The sequence below is a fragment of the Streptococcus cristatus genome (genome assembly GCF_003944225.1).
In the GTDB taxonomy this organism is placed as follows: Bacteria; Bacillota; Bacilli; order Lactobacillales; family Streptococcaceae; genus Streptococcus; species Streptococcus cristatus_K.
This window is the reverse complement of the sequence record NZ_RJPN01000004.1, coordinates 1-17,271: the sequence shown is the minus strand read 5'-3', so window position 1 is coordinate 17,271 and position 17,271 is coordinate 1. Positions and strand designations below refer to the sequence as shown.

The window sequence follows — 17,271 nt, the reverse complement described above, 5'->3', positions numbered from 1 at the left end:
AGAAAGGAAGAAAAGGAATGCACGTAACTATCGGTGCCATTATTGGTGACTTTATTCTCATCGCTGGTTCCTTCCTTTTATTAATTTTTTTAGTAAAGAAGTTTGCCTGGGGCAATATTACCAGTATCTTAGAAGAACGTTCTAAAAAGATTACGGATGATATTGACGGGGCTGAGTCAGCCCGCAAAAAGGCTGAGGAACTTGCGCAAAAACGTGAGAATGAATTAGCAGGAAGTCGTCAGGAAGCAACGACGATTATCGAACATGCTAAGGAAACAGCTGAAAAAAATAAGGCTGGAATTTTAGCGGATGCAGCTGAAGAAGCTGGACGTTTGAAAGCAAAAGCCAATCAGGAAATTGCTCAAAGCAAGGCAGAAGCCTTGAATAGTATTAAAGACGATGTGGCTGACCTAACAGTAAGTCTTGCAAGTAAGATCTTGAGCCAGCAGCTTGATACAAAAGCACACAGTGAGCTCATTGATCGTTATATTGATAAATTAGGAGATGCTTAATGGACAAAAAGCACTATGCGGTAATTGAAAAATATACCTTGCCTTTTGTTCAATTAGTATTTGAAAAAGGTCAGCAACAAGATGTTTTTGAAAAACTAAGCCAAATTAGGGCCGTGTTTGAGGAAACAAATCTTGCTGACTTTTTATCACATATTGGCGTTGATGAGGGAGAAAAGGAGAAGGCTCTTCGACTTTTTCAAAACTCAGATTCACAGCTGATTGATAACTTTATCGAAGTCGTTATTCTCAATCATCGAGCAGATTTATTCTACGATATGTTGATAGAAATTCAGCATCAGATTGAGAAACAAAGCAATGAATTTGAAGTGACGGTTAAATCTGTTCAAGCATTGACAGACAGTCAAAAAGAAAGATTGAAACCAATGATTGAGCAAAAAATGGGCCTCAAGGTTCGCTCGCTCAAGCAGGAATTAGATGCTAGCCTGATTGGTGGCTTCGTCATTTCAGCCAATAATAAGACAATTGATGCAAGTATAAAACGTCAATTACAACTCGTAAAAGAAAATTTGAAATAGAAAGTGGTGTGAATTTTGGCGATTAACGCACAAGAAATCAGCGCTTTAATTAAGCAACAAATTGAAAATTTCCAGCCAAATTTTGACGTCACAGAAACTGGGGTCGTCACTTATATTGGTGATGGAATCGCTCGTGCCCACGGCCTTGATAATGCCATGAGTGGCGAGCTCTTGATTTTTGAAAATGGTTCTTATGGTATGGCCCAAAACTTGGAGTCAACCGATGTCGGAATCATTATCTTGGGTGATTTTACAGATATTCGTGAGGGCGATACGATTCGTCGCACGGGTAAAATCATGGAAGTTCCTGTTGGAGATGCTTTGATTGGTCGTGTCGTAGATCCGCTCGGTCGTCCTGTTGACGGCTTGGGTGAGCTTGCTACAACTAAAACACGCCCTGTAGAAGCACCAGCTCCAGGAGTTATGCAACGGAAGTCTGTATCAGAACCATTGCAAACAGGTTTGAAAGCTATTGATGCCCTTGTACCGATTGGTCGTGGTCAGCGGGAATTGATTATCGGTGACCGTCAGACTGGTAAAACCAGTATTGCCATCGATGCGATCCTCAACCAAAAAGGGCAAGATATGATCTGTATCTATGTTGCCATTGGTCAAAAGGAATCTACTGTCCGGACACAGGTGGAAACTCTTCGCCAGTACGGAGCCTTGGATTATACTATCGTGGTAACAGCGTCAGCTTCTCAACCTTCTCCTTTGCTTTTCTTGGCACCTTATGCCGGTGTAGCAATGGCAGAAGAGTTCATGTACAATGGTAAGCACGTTCTCATCGTTTATGATGATTTGTCTAAACAAGCGGTAGCTTACCGTGAACTTTCTCTCTTGCTTCGCCGTCCGCCAGGTCGTGAAGCCTTCCCAGGGGATGTTTTCTATCTTCACAGCCGCTTGCTTGAACGTTCGGCTAAGGTTTCTGATGAGCTAGGTGGTGGTTCAATCACTGCATTGCCATTCATCGAGACGCAGGCAGGAGACATCTCTGCCTATATCGCAACCAACGTAATTTCAATCACAGATGGACAAATCTTCCTTGGAGATGGTCTCTTTAACGCAGGTATTCGCCCAGCTATTGATGCCGGTTCTTCCGTATCTCGGGTAGGTGGATCTGCACAAATCAAGGCCATGAAGAAGGTTGCAGGAACTCTGCGTATCGACCTTGCTTCTTATCGTGAACTAGAAGCCTTTACTAAGTTCGGTAGCGACTTGGATGCAGCAACACAGGCTAAACTTAACCGTGGACGCCGTACAGTAGAAGTATTGAAACAGCCAGTTCATGAGCCACTGCCAGTAGAAAAACAAGTTGTGATCCTCTATGCGCTGACTCACGGCTTCCTTGATGCAGTACCAGTAGATGATATTCTTCAGTTTGAAGCAGAGCTTTTCGCTTACTTTGATGCTCATCATGAAGATATTTATGAAACAATTCGTCAGACAAAAGATTTGCCGAGTGAAGAAGTGCTGGACGCCGCTATTACTGAATTTATCAATCAGTCTAACTTCAAATAAGAATAGAGGTGTCAGATGGCAGTTTCATTAAATGATATCAAAAATAAAATTGCATCCACAAAAAACACCAGTCAAATCACAAACGCGATGCAGATGGTTTCTGCATCTAAGTTGGGAAAATCCGAAGAAGCAGCAAAGAACTTTCAAGTCTATGCTTCTAAGGTTCGGAAACTCTTGACAGACCTTTTACATGGTCATGAGGAAGAAAATGTTAGCCATCATCCACTGCTAAAGAGCAGACCGGTTCAGAAAACGGCTTATATTGTTATTACGTCTGATCGTGGTTTGGTCGGTGGCTACAACGCAACCATTCTCAAATCCATGATGGAATTGATTTCGGAATACCATGAAAAAGATGACTATGTCATTATTTCGATCGGTGGAATGGGAGCGGATTTCTTCCGCGCACGAGGCATTCAGCCGATTTATGAATTGCGTGGTTTAGCCAATCATCCGAGTTTTGATGAAGTTCGGAAAATCATTTCCAAGACCATTGAAATGTATCAGAATGAGCTTTTTGATGAACTTTATGTGTGTTATAACCACCATGTCAACAGTTTGACCAGTCAGATGCGGGTAGAGCAGATGTTGCCAATCGTCGACTTGGATCCTAGTGAAGCGGATGAGAGCTATATCCTCAATCTAGAACTAGAATCCAGTCGAAATGCGATTTTAGATCAGCTCTTGCCTCAGTTTGCTGAAAGTATGATTTACGGGGCCATTATTGACGCAAAAACTGCTGAAAATGCTGCTGGTATGACAGCCATGCAAACAGCAACGGATAACGCTAAAAAAGTTATCAATGATTTGACCATTCAGTATAACCGTGCTAGACAAGCAGCTATCACGCAGGAAATTACTGAGATTGTGGCGGGTGCAAGTGCACTGGAATAGTGTCACAGAAAATAAATAGTATAAAGAGGAGAAAAGAATGAGCTCAGGCAAAATTACTCAGGTTATCGGACCGGTTGTAGACGTAGCGTTTGCAGCTGGCGACAAGCTACCTGAGATCAATAATGCACTTGTAGTCTATAAAAATGACGAAAAAAAATCAAAAATCGTCCTTGAAGTAGCTCTTGAGCTTGGTGATGGAGTGGTTCGGACCATCGCTATGGAATCAACGGATGGGTTGACTCGTGGCATGGAAGTGCTAGATACTGGCCGTCCAATTTCTGTGCCAGTCGGCAAAGAAACACTTGGTCGCGTCTTTAACGTTTTGGGAGATACCATTGACTTGGATGCTCCTTTTGCGGATGATGCAGAGCGCCAGCCAATCCATAAGAAAGCTCCAACCTTTGATGAGTTGTCTACTTCATCAGAGATCTTAGAAACAGGTATCAAGGTTATCGACCTGTTAGCACCTTATCTGAAAGGTGGTAAAGTCGGACTCTTCGGTGGTGCCGGAGTTGGTAAGACCGTCCTGATTCAAGAATTGATCCACAACATTGCCCAAGAGCATGGTGGTATTTCCGTATTTACCGGTGTTGGGGAACGTACCCGTGAAGGGAATGACCTTTACTGGGAAATGAAGGAATCCGGAGTTATCGAGAAAACAGCCATGGTCTTCGGTCAGATGAATGAGCCACCAGGTGCTCGGATGCGGGTTGCTTTGACTGGTTTGACGATTGCAGAATACTTCCGTGATGTGGAAGGTCAAGATGTCTTGCTCTTCATCGACAACATCTTCCGTTTCACGCAGGCAGGTTCTGAAGTTTCTGCCCTTTTGGGACGGATGCCGTCAGCCGTTGGTTACCAACCAACACTTGCGACTGAAATGGGACAACTCCAAGAGCGTATCACATCGACTAAGAAAGGTTCTGTAACCTCTATCCAGGCCATCTACGTGCCAGCCGATGACTATACTGACCCAGCACCAGCGACAGCTTTTGCCCACTTGGACTCTACAACCAACTTGGAACGTAAATTGGTTCAATTGGGGATTTATCCAGCCGTGGATCCACTTGCTTCAAGCTCTCGAGCTCTTTCTCCTGAGATTGTTGGTGAAGAGCACTATGCAGTGGCTGCCGAAGTGAAACGCGTATTGCAACGTTATCATGAATTGCAGGATATCATTGCTATCCTAGGTATGGATGAGTTGTCAGATGAAGAAAAGACTTTGGTTGCGCGTGCGCGTCGGATTCAATTCTTCCTATCTCAAAACTTCAACGTTGCGGAGCAATTTACTGGCCAGCCGGGATCTTATGTGCCTGTAGCTGAGACGGTTCGTGGCTTTAAAGAAATCCTCGAAGGCAAGTACGATAAGTTACCAGAAGATGCTTTCCGTGGTGTCGGTTCGATTGAGGATGTTATTGCTAAAGCAGAAAAAATGGGATTCTAAGAGGTGAATGATGGCTCAAATGACAGTACAAATCGTTACACCGGATGGTCTGATCTATGACCACCGTGCTGCATTTGTTTCCGTAAAAACGATTGACGGAGAAATGGGGATTTTGCCTCGCCATATCAATACAATTGCTGTTTTGGAAGTGGATCAAGTCAAGGTACGCAGAATTGATGATGACAAGCATATTGACTGGATTGCGGTCAACGGTGGCATCATAGAAATTGCTGATAATGTGATTACCATTATCGCAGACTCAGCTGAGCGTGAGCGTGATATTGATATCAGCCGTGCCGAGCGAGCTAAGCTACGTGCTGAGAAAGAGATCGAAGAAGCCCAAGACAAGCATTTGATTGACCAAGAGCGACGTGCTAAAATCGCCCTCCAGCGTGCCATCAACCGTATTAACGTTGGAACAAGAATGTAATGAAAAAAGAATGGAATTTCCATTCTTTTTTGCTGCCTCATACTCCTTTCCGCTAGAAATAGCTCTTCTTATGGTATAATAAAATCTATGATAGAATTAATGTTTCGATTATGCAGTCATCTGCTCTTTATCTTTATGTCTTTTCATCTTTTGGCGACAGTGGTCAGTTGGGAAAAATTTTTAAAAGTAAATGCTGATAATGCCATCAAAATTCGTTTTTTGATTTTATTGCTAAGTATAGCCTTGGGCTACATGACTAGCCTATTTTTTATTGGTATTTATGACATGAGTCGGGCAATTTTTAATGGAACTTTATAAGGTCATAATCTTGATTTTATGGTATGATAGTAAGGATGAATTTATAAGGTTTGGAGTAACTAGTTAGTATGGAAAAAATTATTATTCAGGGTGGAAATAACCGTCTGGTTGGCAGAGTTAAGATTGAAGGAGCTAAAAATGCGGTGCTTCCGCTGTTAGCAGCAACTGTTTTAGCCAGTGAGGGAAAAACAACTCTTAAAAATGTGCCAGTCCTTTCGGATGTTTTTACCATGAACAATGTTGTTCGTGGCTTGAATACGCAGGTAGACTTTGATCAAGATGAAAATACTGTAGTTGTAGATGCGACTAAACCATTGACCGAAGAGGCTCCTTATAAGTATGTCAGCAAAATGCGGGCTTCGATTGTTGTATTGGGTCCCATTCTTGCTCGTAATGGGCATGCTAAAGTGTCCATGCCGGGCGGTTGTACGATTGGTAGCCGGCCTATCGACCTTCATTTGAAGGGCTTGGAGGCAATGGGTGCTCAGATTACGCAGACTGCTGGATACATCGAAGCCAAGGCAGACCGTTTGATGGGGGCGCATATTTACATGGACTTCCCAAGTGTTGGTGCGACACAGAATATTATGATGGCGGCAACTTTAGCTCAAGGTACAACTGTTATTGAAAATGCTGCTCGAGAACCTGAAATTGTCGACTTGGCCTTACTGTTAAATAAAATGGGCGCTAAAGTCAGAGGGGCAGGAACGGAGAATATAACAATCATCGGTGTTGAAAAACTTCATGGAGCTGAGCACAATGTCGTGCAAGACCGTATCGAAGCTGGTACATTTATGGTTGCTGCTGCCATGACGGGTGGTGATTTGCTGATTGAGGATGCAATTTGGGAGCACAATCGTCCCCTTCTGTCAAAGATGCAAGAAATGGGTGTAGAAGTGACGGAAGAAGAGGAAGGAATTCGCGTCCGCTCAGATGTTTCAAAGTTAAAAGCTGTGTCTGTCAAAACCTTGCCTTATCCAGGTTTCCCAACCGATATGCAGGCTCAGTTTACTGCCTTGATGGCGATAGCTCAAGGAGAGTCTGTCATGTTTGAGACGGTCTTTGAAAACCGCTTCCAGCACTTAGAAGAGATGCGACGGATGGGCCTTCACTCCGATATTATGCGGGATACCGCTCGGATTTGGGGTGGTAGCAGCCTGCAAGGAGCAGAAGTGATGTCGACAGATCTTCGGGCTAGTGCGACTTTGATTTTGATGGGCTTGATTGCTGAAGGGGAGACAAAAGTTAGCAAGTTAGTTCATTTGGATCGTGGCTACTATAAATTTCACGAAAAATTGGCGGCTCTTGGTGCCAACGTCAAACGCGTAAAGGAAGAAGATGATGAGTGAAAATTGGAAATATTTGGCTAGACAACTAGGCATCATTGCCTTGGTGCTGGTAGTCGCTTTTATCATTTTTTGTCTTGGTCTGGTCATCGGATATGGCGTGATTGGAAATGCAGAAAATCCTTGGTCTATCTTATCGCTAGATACTTGGTATGAACTTGTTTCTAAGTTCACTGGACATTGATCTGCCGAGAGTGTTCACTAATTTACCGACTGTGCAGAATTTTGCGCAGTCCTTTTAAATGGAAAAGGAAAGATGCCAAAAAGAAAGAAATTACAGAAAAAGAGCACTAAATCTACTCAGACTATAGCTGGGCTTCTGGTTGCTCTGACTTTATCACTGGGAGCCTACTTTTTTGGAAATGGCACTCAGTCACCAGCAGTAAATACATCGTCAGCCATTAGTCAAAATAGGGATACCAGTACACCTGATCAAACACTGGCTGAGAGTGTTCTCACAGACTCAGTGCGTTCTCAACTTGGTGGAAAAATCGAGTGGAATGGGGCTGGCGCCTTCATCATCAATGGGAATCAAACGAACTTAGATGCCAAAGTGTCGAGTGCCCCTTATGCGGATAATAAAACGAAGATGGTTCAGGGGCAGACGGTTCCAACAGTTGCCAATGCCTTGCTTGCCAAATCGACCCGCCAGTATAAATCACGGGAAGAAACAGGGAATGCGTCTACTTCTTGGGTTCCGGCCGGTTGGCACCAAGTCAAACATCTATCAGGTGAATACAACCATGCAGTGGATCGCGGGCATCTCTTGGCTTACTCTCTTATCGGTGGCTTAAAGGGCTTTGACGCCTCTACTAGCAATCCAGCCAATATCGCAGTCCAAACAGCCTGGGCCAATCAGGCCAATAAAGACAACTCGACGGGGCAGAATTACTATGAAACTCAGATTCGCCGTGCTTTGGACCAGAATAAGCGAGTCCGCTATCGTGTCACTTTGATCTATGCTTCGGCAAATGATTTGGTGTCCTCTGGCTCGCATTTAGAAGCCAAGTCCAGCGATGGAAGTTTGGAATTCAATGTTTTTGTCCCAAATGTCCAGTCAGGAATTGTCCTTGATTATCGCACTGGCAAAGTGAGCATTAGATAAATATGATTTAAATAATATGATCCATTTGAAGTGAGCAGCTAGTATTGATTGTAGATTTCAAATGGATTTTTCTATCTTTCTTCTAAGAATAATCTACATTTCTACTGTAAAATAATTTGACACTTCTTAAAATATTTGATATAGTAAAAAAGAGTATATTAACATAAAATAAGAAAGGGATAGAAGGGGTTTATAACAGCCTAAAAATTTTAAGGCCTATTGTAAACGCTTACTATTGGTGGTTGTCAAATGGATAGAGATTTATTTGATAAAAGATGTAAGTTTGGGATTCGCAAGCTAACTTTAGGTGTTTGCTCTGTTATAATCGGAGCAATCTTGTTTGGGGTCAATCAAGTATCGGCTGACAGTCTAGCAGAGACAACAACTAGCCCAGCAGGAGTAGTTGCAGTATCTCAACCAAGTGTGGCACCTCCTGCTACTGAAGTTACGGGAGAGACAACATCTTCTGAGGTAAATGGGAAAGTAGAAAAAGAGGATAAGCCTGCAGCAGCAACTGCTACTGCACCAGTATCTACAGAAAATGCAGCTACACCCGTATCTACATCAACAGATACAGGTACCACTTTAGAAAAACCTTCTGATGCAACTGCTGAGACAGAAGAAACGGTTGAAAGAGACTATTATTCCCGTTCTTTAAAGAATGTCAAGCCTGTCTTGGAAAAAGAAGATATTACGATTAACAAAACAGATCACGCCAAAGAGGATCTATCCAGCGAGCTAGATAAAGTAAAAAAATTAAAGAATGCAACGGTTCATTTGGAGTTTAAGCCAGATACAAACTCACCAAAGTTTTATAGTGTATTCTCTGCTTCTAGCTCCTCGCATGTCAACGAATACTTTACTCTTGCGGTCAATAATGGAACAGCAGTTGTCGAAGGTCGTGATCGCAATGGGCAGCAATTCTATGAAAATTATAACACTGCCCCTCTGAAAGTCAATGCTGGTCAGTGGAACTCCATCACCTATACAGTAGAAAGACTAAAACCAGATTCGCCAGAGGGTCGCGTGCGCCTCTATGTCAATGGGGTTCTATCAAGAACCAGCTATCAGTCAGGGAAATTCCTGAGTGACATGCCGGATTTGACCAACATGCAGCTGGGTGCTACAGTGCGTGGTAAGCAAAACCATTGGCCAGGAACATTTGCCGTTCGAAATCTAACTATTTATGACCGCGCTCTTTCGCCAGAGGAAGTAGCTCAGCGTAGCCAGATTTTCAAGCGGAAAGAACTTGAAGGACAGCTAGCTCCTGGTGCCTCTCTGAGTGAAAAGACAGATGTATTTGAGAGTGGAGCTGGCGGTCAGGCTAATAGTCAAGGAATTAAAAGCTATCGAATCCCGGCCTTGTTAAAGACTCAGAAAGGCACCTTGATTGCAGCTGCGGATCAGCGCCGCTTGCATGCGTCAGACTGGGGGGATATCGGCACAGTTATTCGCCGTAGTACAGATGGCGGCCAGACTTGGGGGCCAGAAAAGACGATTGTCAATTTGCGCAATAATCCCAAAGCAACGGATCCGAATCAGGGCTCTCCTGTAACGATTGATGTGGCTATGGTTCAGGATAAAGACGGAACCATTCATGCCATCTATGATATGTTTACAGAAGGGCGGGCTGTTTTTGACCTGCCTGCTAAAAACGAAGAAGCCTATACAACGGTTGATGGTAAGGTTTATCAGATTCTTTATCACGAAAATGGTCAAAAATATACAATTCGTGAAAATGGAACAGTCTATGATGCAAACGGTGTAGCGACAACCTATCGTGTAGTGGTCAATCCACAGGAAAAAGACTATCGAGATAAAGGTGACCTTTATGACGGAGACCGCCTGATTGATAATATTTATTTCACGACTAAGAAAGATTCGCCTTTCCGTGTCGCTCGGACTAGCTATCTATGGACATCAGTGAGTAAGGATGATGGACTGACTTGGTCTGCTCCGCGTGATATCACTCCTATGGTCAAGGAAAACTGGATGAAGTTCTACGGGGTCGGCCCTGGTACAGGCATTCGTCTTCATACAGGCCCGCACAAGGGACGTTTAGTTATTCCGACTTATTCGACTAACGAATCTTCCCATTTACATGGTTCTCAGTCTTCTCGGGTTATCTATTCAGATGATAATGGACAAACTTGGCATTCTGGGGCAGCAGTTAATGATGGTCGCAGAGTGAATAATACAGAGATTCAATCCAGCACCATGAATCATCCTTCGGCTCAAAACACTGAAGCAACCATCGTGCAGTTAGCAAACGGCCAGCTGAAATTGTTCATGCGTGGATTGACGCGAGACCTGCAGGTTGCAACTAGTGAAGATGGAGGTGCTACTTGGCTTCCTGAAGTGAAACGCTACAAAGATGTGCCTGATGTCTATGTACAAATGTCAGCGATTAGCACAGTCAAAGATGGACAAGAATATGTGATTTTGGCGAATGCAAGCGGGCCTGGCAGAAATAATGGTCATGTTCGAGTTGCCAGAGTGGATCAGGCTGGCAATCTGACTTGGATTGCTCATCGGGAAATCAATAAAGGAAAATTTGCCTACAACTCTCTGCAACAAATCAATGATCAAGAGTTTGGCTTGCTCTATGAAGGAGCGGAAGGGAATAAAAATGACTATACTCTCTCCTTCAAGAAGTTTAACTGGGATTTCTTACTGAAAAACAGTGTTTATCCTACAGAGGCTAAGGTAGTCAGCGCGAAACACACAGAAGAAGGACTCGTTGCCCTGCGTTTTGATCACGAAGTGATTGTCAATGAAGCGCCAGTATTTGAGCTAGAAAACGGCAAGGAAGCTACCTTTGTTACTCAGGCAGACAGTAAGACACTCCTGTTTTACGCAGATGATGATTCGGCTGGTCAGAAGATTACTAAGATAAAATCAGGCAACATCGAAAGTATTCATAATTTGGCTGTTTCTGTAATCGGAACGAGACTTCCAGCCGCAGGTTCGGCTCCAGAAGCAGTCACACCTTATATTGCACCAACACCAACAGTTCCAGATCCTGATTTAGTTGCAAGATTTGCAGCTAAGAAGACAGCTGAGTGGACTCCTGTCGGAACAACAGAGCAGCATGGAACAGTCACTACGGTTGAGAAGAACGGTGTACGCTATAACCAACTCTCCTCAAAATCTACTCATGATAACAACCAGAACCCAGCTCTCTTCCAGAAAGAAGGCTTGCAGGTAGATCAAGAAGGAAATGCTAGCGTCAACTTAACTTTTGTAGAAAATTCTGAAACAAACCACGGCCGCTTTGGTGTCTTTATGAAATATAAAGATACATCAAACAATGTCTTTGTCGGTTATGACAAAGAAGGCTGGTTCTGGGAATATAAAACGCCAGGCAATGGCAATAGTGCTTGGTATCGTCAGACTCGTGTACCAGCACCGAAAAAAGGTTCAAGCAATAACTTGGTGGTAACTCTGAAAGCAGATGGTCAGCTCAATGCGACCAATAATGGCGAGCAACTCTTTAATACAGTGACCTTACCAGCTGCAGTCAAGGAAAATCTCAAGAATGAGCGCAAGATTTTGGTCAAGGCCGGTACTTATCAGGGCACTGAACTGACTTCTGTTTTGATAAAGACAGATAACCAAGAAGGCATGACCCCAACTCAGCCGACAGGAGAAAAGGAAACAGGTCCTGTTGTAGATGACTCTAAAGTCACTTATGATAAGATTCACTCAGCAACGATGGAAGTTCTGATTGATAAGGCGTTCCCGCGTGTCAAGAGCTACACAGTCAACAAGCACACACTGACAGGTCAAGTCAAACAGCTGGATCAAGTCACTATTAACTCTCATGCTATCAAGCCGAAAGTGACTTACCGCAAGGTTGATGAGCAGACAGCTGAGTATGATTTGATCTTGCAGGATCCAGAGCATTTGATTGATGCAGAAATGACCGTTCGCTTGAAAGTAGTGGACAACCAGTTGCACTTTGATGTGACAAGAATCGTCAACCACAATCAAGTCGAGGCTGGTAAGCCAGTCGATGATGTTAGAAAATTGATTTCTTCTATCAACTTTGCAGATAATGCTTTAGTATCTGTATCTAGCGAGCAGGCAGGTGCTAAGTTTGATGGGGCGACCATGTCCAACAATACCCATGTCAGCGGAGATGACCATATCAATGTGACCAATCCGATGTCGGATTTGCGCAAGGGCTACATGTACGGATTTGTCTCAACAGACAAGCTGGCGGCTGGTGTATGGAGTAACTCTCAAAACAGCTTTGGCGGTGGATCAAACGATTTTACACGCTTGACTGCTTACAAGCAAACAGTGGGTAACGCTAACTATGTCGCAATCAAGAGCTCACCATGGCAATGGCAAAAAGAATATAAAGGAATTGTTTACCCAGATTATACTTTGGAATTGCCAAGTGCTAAGGTGGTCGTGACCGAAGATGCCAACAAGGATAATCAAGTAGACTGGCAGGATGCTGCTGTAGCTTATCGTCAAATCATGAACAACCCGCAAGGCTGGGAAAAGGTTAAAGACATTACCGCTTATCGGATTGCCATGAACTTTGGCTCTCAAGCACAAAATCCATTCCTGATGACTCTGGATGGTATTAAGAAAATCAATCTTCATACCGATGGACTTGGCCAAGGTGTCCTCTTGAAGGGATATGGAAATGAAGGGCATGACTCAGGTCACTTGAACTATGCAGATATTGGTAAACGAATCGGTGGAGTTGAAGATTTCAAAACTCTGATCGCCAAGGCTAAGGAATATGGTGCTCACATCGGTATCCACGTCAACGCATCAGAAACCTATCCAGAATCCAAATATTTCAAAGAGGAAATCCTACGCAAGAATCCTGACGGTAGCTATAGCTATGGCTGGAACTGGCTGGACCAAGGTATCAATATTGATGCTGCCTATGACCTCGCTCATGGTCGACTCAAACGCTGGCAAGATTTGAAAGAAAAACTTGGCGAAGGATTAGACTTTATCTATGTTGATGTCTGGGGTAATGGTCAGTCAGGTGATAATGGTGCTTGGGCAACTCACGTCTTGGCAAAAGAAATCAACCAACAAGGCTGGCGCTTTGCGATTGAGTGGGGCCATGGTGGTGAGTACGACTCTACCTTCCAGCACTGGGCAGCTGACTTGACCTATGGTGGCTATACCAACAAGGGGATTAACAGTAGCATTGTCCGCTTTATCCGCAACCACCAAAAAGATTCTTGGATTGGTGACTATCCGTCCTATGGCGGCGCAGCCAACTATCCGCTGCTTGGTGGTTACAGCATGAAGGATTTTGAGGGCTGGCAAGGACGGAGTGACTACAATGGCTACGTGACCAACCTCTTTGCTCATGATGTCATGACCAAGTATTTCCAACACTTCACTGTCACAACATGGAAGAATGGTAATCCGGTTACCATGAATGATAATGGCGGTAGCTACAAGTGGACACCAGAAATGGAAATCGGTCTGACAGACAGGGACAACAATCAAGTTACTATTCGCCGTAAATCAAACGATGTGGCAAATCCAGGCTACCGTGAAAGAACAGTTACACTTAATGGTCGCGTGATTCAAGACGGCTCAGCTTATCTGGTGCCATGGAATTGGGATGCCAACGGTAATAAGCTGGAAAAAGCTCAAGAAAAGATGTATTATTACAATACAAAAGCAGGCCAGACAACTTGGACCCTGCCGAGTGATTGGAATGATAAGGTTTACCTCTATAAGCTGACCGACCAAGGTAAGGTTGAAGAGCAAGAGCTGACAGTGACGAATAATCAGCTGACGCTGGATCTTTTGGCAAATCAGCCATACGTTCTCTATCGTACAAGACAGGTCAACAAGGAAATGTCTTGGAGCGAAGGAATGCATATCTATGACCAAGGCTTCAACAGTGGCAAGCTGGATCATTGGACAATTACAGGCGACAAGTCTAAGGCTGAGATTGTCAAGTCACAGGGTGCCAATGATATGCTCCGTATTCAAAACAATACAAGTACTGTGACTCTGACTCAGAAATTAACGGGTCTCAAGCCAAATACTAAGTATGCTGCTTATGTCGGAGTGGATAATAGAAGTGATGCTAAGGCAAGTATCACAGTCCAATCAGGTGGTAAGACAATCACCAACTATACTAATAAATCTATTGCTCAAAACTATGTTAAGGCATATGCTCACAATACAAATCGTAGCAATGCGACAGTGGACAACACCAGCTATTTCCAAAATATGTATGTTTACTTCACGACAGGTGATGACGTGTCCAATGTGACTCTGACCCTGAGCCGTGAAGCAGGTGAAAAAGCAACTTACTTTGATGAAATTCGAGTCTTTGAGAATAATTCTACAATGTATGCCGGCGGTCATGATAACCAAAAAGGTGTCTTCAAACAGAACTTTGAAAATGTCGGTCAAGGGATCTTCCCATTTGTTATCGGTGGTATCGAAGGTGTTGAGGACAATCGGACTCACTTATCAGAAAAGAACGCACCATATACACAACGTGGCTGGAATGGTAAGAAGATTGATGATGTTATCGAGGGCGACTGGTCACTCAAGACCAATGGTTTAGTTAGCCGTCAACGCATGGTTTACCAAACTATTCCGCAAAACTTCCGCTTTGAAGCAGGTAAGACTTATCGAGTAACCTTTGACTACGAAGCGGGCTCTGATGGCACTTACGCCTTTGTCAGCGGCAATGGTGAAGTAACTTGGAAGCAAGCAGGTAACCAATGGACTAGTGATTTGGGCAATGCACAAGTGCATGAGCTACCAAACACTTGGAAAGGCTCTCAAAAAGCCAAAAGAGCGACCTTCCTCGTTACGGGAGCGCCAGATGGCAATACTTGGATTGGTATCTATTCTACTGCTAGAGGTGGGAATACAAATGGTGATGCAGGCGGAGATGCAAACTTCCGTGGCTACAATGACTTTGTAATGGATCGTCTACAAATTGAAGAAGTCGAGCTGACAGGTAAGATGCTGATTGACGAAGCAGTGAACAACTACCTGCCACTAGTTGCCAGAACGAATTACACTACTGAGTCTATGAATGCGTTGAAAGATGCGGTTTATAATTTGACTCAGCAGGATGATGACATCTCAGTTGATGTTGCTAGACAGGCAATCGCTGCAGTGGATCACCTCAAGGCTGCCTTGGTAGAGAAGAAGACTTCCCTCAAAGCAGCAGACTTTGAATCTCTGGAAGCACCTGCACAGCCAGGAGAAGAGTTAGCTAAAGCCTTTGATGGTAACCGCTCTAGCCTGTGGCATACACCGTGGTCTGGTGGTGGTGCTAATAAACCGGCTACTATGGTCTTGAGAGAACCAACTGATTTGACAGGTTTGACTTATGTACCACGTTCTTCAGGATCAAATGGTAATCTCAAAAATGTAACTCTGGTGGTAACGGATGAAGCAGGTCAAGAACACCGTTTCTCAGCCAATAATTGGCCAAATAATGCAGCAACTAAAACTATTGACTTTGGTCGGGTTATCAAGGCTAAGAAGATTGTCTTGACAGGTACTCAGACTTATGGCGATAGCGAAAATGAATACCAATCAGCGGCGGAACTAGTCTTTAATCTACCAACAACAAGCGAGGCTGCTCTGGACACAAGTGCTTATGATAAGGCTCTTGCGCGTGCTAAGATGTTGACAAGTCAGGCTAATCGTGAAGCAGTAGAAGAGTTCTTGCAGGTGGCTGCTTACGTGACAAATAACCACTTGTTAACTCCGACTCGCTTGGCAGAATTTACAACTTATCTCAATAGTTTAGAAGATACACCAGCTACACCGCCAGTTCACAAGACGACTCCAGACGAAGGAGTTAAGATTCCAGTTGTCGAACAGCCACGCTTGGATGTGGTAACTGAAGCTCTACCGTTCAACACCGTTGAGCGCGAAAATCCACAATTGCCTAAGGGCACACGAAAAGTTGTCCAAGAAGGCAAGAACGGCGAAAAGACTACGCTTGTGGAAGTGACGATTGAGAATGGCCAAGAAACTGGTCGTGTGACTCGCGATAGCTTTGTTTCCAAAGCCCCAGTCGACAAGATTGTGGAAATTGGCAAGCCAGTTGAGCAAATCACTCCAGCTGAAGGCGTTAAGAATCTGGTTGTCGAGCAACCACGACTTGATATCGTGACAGAAGTTCTACCGTTTAATACCGTCGAACGTGAAAACCCACAATTGCCGAAGGGCACCCGAAAAGTTGTCCAAGAAGGCAAGAACGGCGAAAAGACTACGCTTGTGGAAGTGACGATTGAGAATGGCCAAGAAACTGGTCGTGTGACTCGCGATAGCTTCGTTTCCAAAGACGCAGTTGATAAGATTGTGGAAGTTGGCAAGCCAGCTGAGCAAGTGACACCAGATCAAGGTCTTAAGAATCTGGTTGTCGAGCAGCCACGCCTAGATATTGTGACAGAGACTCTGCCGTTTAATACTGTTGAACATGAAAGTGCTCAATTACCTAAAGGTACCCGAAAAGTTGTCCAAGAAGGCAAAGCTGGCGAAAAGACCGTGCTTGTTGAAGTGACCATCGAAAATGGTCAGGAAAGCGGTCGAGTAACTCGTGACAGCTTTGTTTCCAAATCCCCAGTCGACAAGATTGTGGAAGTTGGCAAACCAGTTGAGCAAGTTACACCAGCAGAAGGCGTTAAGAATCTGGTTGTCGAGCAGCCACGCTTGGATGTGGTGACTGAAGAGGTTGGCTTTAATACCGTCGAACGTGAAAATGCTCAATTGCCTAAGGGCACCCGAAAAGTTGTCCAAGAAGGCAAAGCTGGCGAAAAGACCGTGCTTGTTGAAGTGACGATTGAGAATGGCAAGGAAAGCGGTCGTGTGACTCGCGATAGCTTCGTTTCCAAAGATCCAGTAGATCAAATCGTGGAAGTTGGAAGCAAGGAAGAAAAACCAAACAAACCAACTACACCAGAGAAGCCTGTAGAGCCATCTAAACCATCTAAGCCAGAAAATAACTTGCGTATCTTGACGGACGAAGCTACCAAGGTTCAAGTGATTGGCATGAAGTCTACGCTTGATCAAGTTGTGGCCTTGAAGGTTAAGAAAGTAGCAGCTCAAAGCCTAGAAGGTAAGCTCTACGATGCTTATGACATTAGACTAGAAGACCAATTTGGCCAATCTGTACAACCTAAGGGTAAGGTT

General features: G+C 44.1%; 11 protein-coding genes and 2 pseudogenes. All 13 read left to right on the top strand.

Annotated features, from left to right (window positions below):
- The first annotated feature begins 17 nt into the window (after positions 1 to 17).
- Positions 18 to 512, top strand: coding sequence for a F0F1 ATP synthase subunit B (gene atpF, locus D8797_RS05510; RefSeq protein ID WP_005589735.1), 495 nt, complete (start codon positions 18 to 20; stop codon positions 510 to 512).
- Positions 512 to 1,048, top strand: a complete 537-nt coding sequence (locus D8797_RS05505) for a F0F1 ATP synthase subunit delta (protein WP_125379582.1) — start codon at positions 512 to 514, stop codon at positions 1,046 to 1,048. Before atpF ends, D8797_RS05505 begins: the two co-directional genes overlap by 1 nt.
- A 15-nt stretch (positions 1,049 to 1,063) precedes the next feature.
- A complete protein-coding gene (gene atpA / locus D8797_RS05500) occupies positions 1,064 to 2,569 on the top strand; it encodes a F0F1 ATP synthase subunit alpha (protein ID WP_125379581.1) in 1,506 nt (501 codons plus the stop codon).
- Positions 2,570 to 2,584: 15 nt separating this feature from the next.
- The gene (locus tag D8797_RS05495) at positions 2,585 to 3,463 is read left to right on the top strand and encodes a F0F1 ATP synthase subunit gamma (protein ID WP_125379580.1); all 879 of its coding nucleotides are present in this window, start codon (positions 2,585 to 2,587) and stop codon (positions 3,461 to 3,463) included.
- Between the two features lie 37 nt (positions 3,464 to 3,500).
- Positions 3,501 to 4,907, top strand: a complete 1,407-nt coding sequence (gene atpD / locus D8797_RS05490) for a F0F1 ATP synthase subunit beta (RefSeq protein WP_005589740.1) — start codon at positions 3,501 to 3,503, stop codon at positions 4,905 to 4,907.
- 7 nt (positions 4,908 to 4,914) lie between these two features.
- Entirely contained in the window at positions 4,915 to 5,337 is a 423-nt protein-coding gene (locus D8797_RS05485) for a F0F1 ATP synthase subunit epsilon (RefSeq protein WP_005589741.1), read from the top strand.
- 87 nt (positions 5,338 to 5,424) lie between these two features.
- A complete protein-coding gene (locus D8797_RS05480) occupies positions 5,425 to 5,655 on the top strand; it encodes a DUF1146 family protein (RefSeq protein ID WP_125379579.1) in 231 nt (76 codons plus the stop codon).
- Between the two features lie 68 nt (positions 5,656 to 5,723).
- Positions 5,724 to 7,004, top strand: a complete 1,281-nt coding sequence (murA, locus tag D8797_RS05475) for a UDP-N-acetylglucosamine 1-carboxyvinyltransferase (RefSeq protein ID WP_125379578.1) — start codon at positions 5,724 to 5,726, stop codon at positions 7,002 to 7,004.
- The gene (locus D8797_RS05470; protein WP_125379577.1) at positions 6,997 to 7,185 is read left to right on the top strand and encodes a DNA-directed RNA polymerase subunit beta; all 189 of its coding nucleotides are present in this window, start codon (positions 6,997 to 6,999) and stop codon (positions 7,183 to 7,185) included. The genes murA and D8797_RS05470 overlap by 8 nt, the downstream gene beginning before the upstream one ends.
- 72 nt (positions 7,186 to 7,257) lie before the next feature.
- Positions 7,258 to 8,106, top strand: a complete 849-nt coding sequence (locus D8797_RS05465) for a DNA/RNA non-specific endonuclease (RefSeq protein WP_125379576.1) — start codon at positions 7,258 to 7,260, stop codon at positions 8,104 to 8,106.
- A gap of 249 nt (positions 8,107 to 8,355) precedes the next feature.
- Positions 8,356 to 10,680 (top strand): annotated as a pseudogene (locus D8797_RS10545) (sialidase domain-containing protein); the annotation flags it as partial.
- 171 nt (positions 10,681 to 10,851) lie between these two features.
- A pseudogene (locus tag D8797_RS10540) lies at positions 10,852 to 16,164 on the top strand (SpGH101 family endo-alpha-N-acetylgalactosaminidase); the annotation flags it as partial.
- On the top strand, positions 16,165 to 17,271 hold a 1,107-nt coding region (locus D8797_RS10535), incomplete at its 3' end, for a G5 domain-containing protein (protein ID WP_376739410.1).

What these genes read in the sequence shown, in the direction of transcription:
- atpF (WP_005589735.1), top strand. Translation starts at nt 18, where the DNA reads ATGCACGTAACTATCGGTGCCATTATTGGTGACTTTATTCTCATCGCT.
- D8797_RS05505 (WP_125379582.1), top strand. Translation starts at nt 512, where the DNA reads ATGGACAAAAAGCACTATGCGGTAATTGAAAAATATACCTTGCCTTTT.
- D8797_RS05495 (WP_125379580.1), top strand. Translation starts at nt 2,585, where the DNA reads ATGGCAGTTTCATTAAATGATATCAAAAATAAAATTGCATCCACAAAA.
- atpD (WP_005589740.1), top strand. Translation starts at nt 3,501, where the DNA reads ATGAGCTCAGGCAAAATTACTCAGGTTATCGGACCGGTTGTAGACGTA.
- D8797_RS05485 (WP_005589741.1), top strand. Translation starts at nt 4,915, where the DNA reads ATGATGGCTCAAATGACAGTACAAATCGTTACACCGGATGGTCTGATC.
- D8797_RS05480 (WP_125379579.1), top strand. Translation starts at nt 5,425, where the DNA reads ATGATAGAATTAATGTTTCGATTATGCAGTCATCTGCTCTTTATCTTT.
- murA (WP_125379578.1), top strand. Translation starts at nt 5,724, where the DNA reads ATGGAAAAAATTATTATTCAGGGTGGAAATAACCGTCTGGTTGGCAGA.
- D8797_RS05470 (WP_125379577.1), top strand. Translation starts at nt 6,997, where the DNA reads ATGAGTGAAAATTGGAAATATTTGGCTAGACAACTAGGCATCATTGCC.
- D8797_RS05465 (WP_125379576.1), top strand. Translation starts at nt 7,258, where the DNA reads ATGCCAAAAAGAAAGAAATTACAGAAAAAGAGCACTAAATCTACTCAG.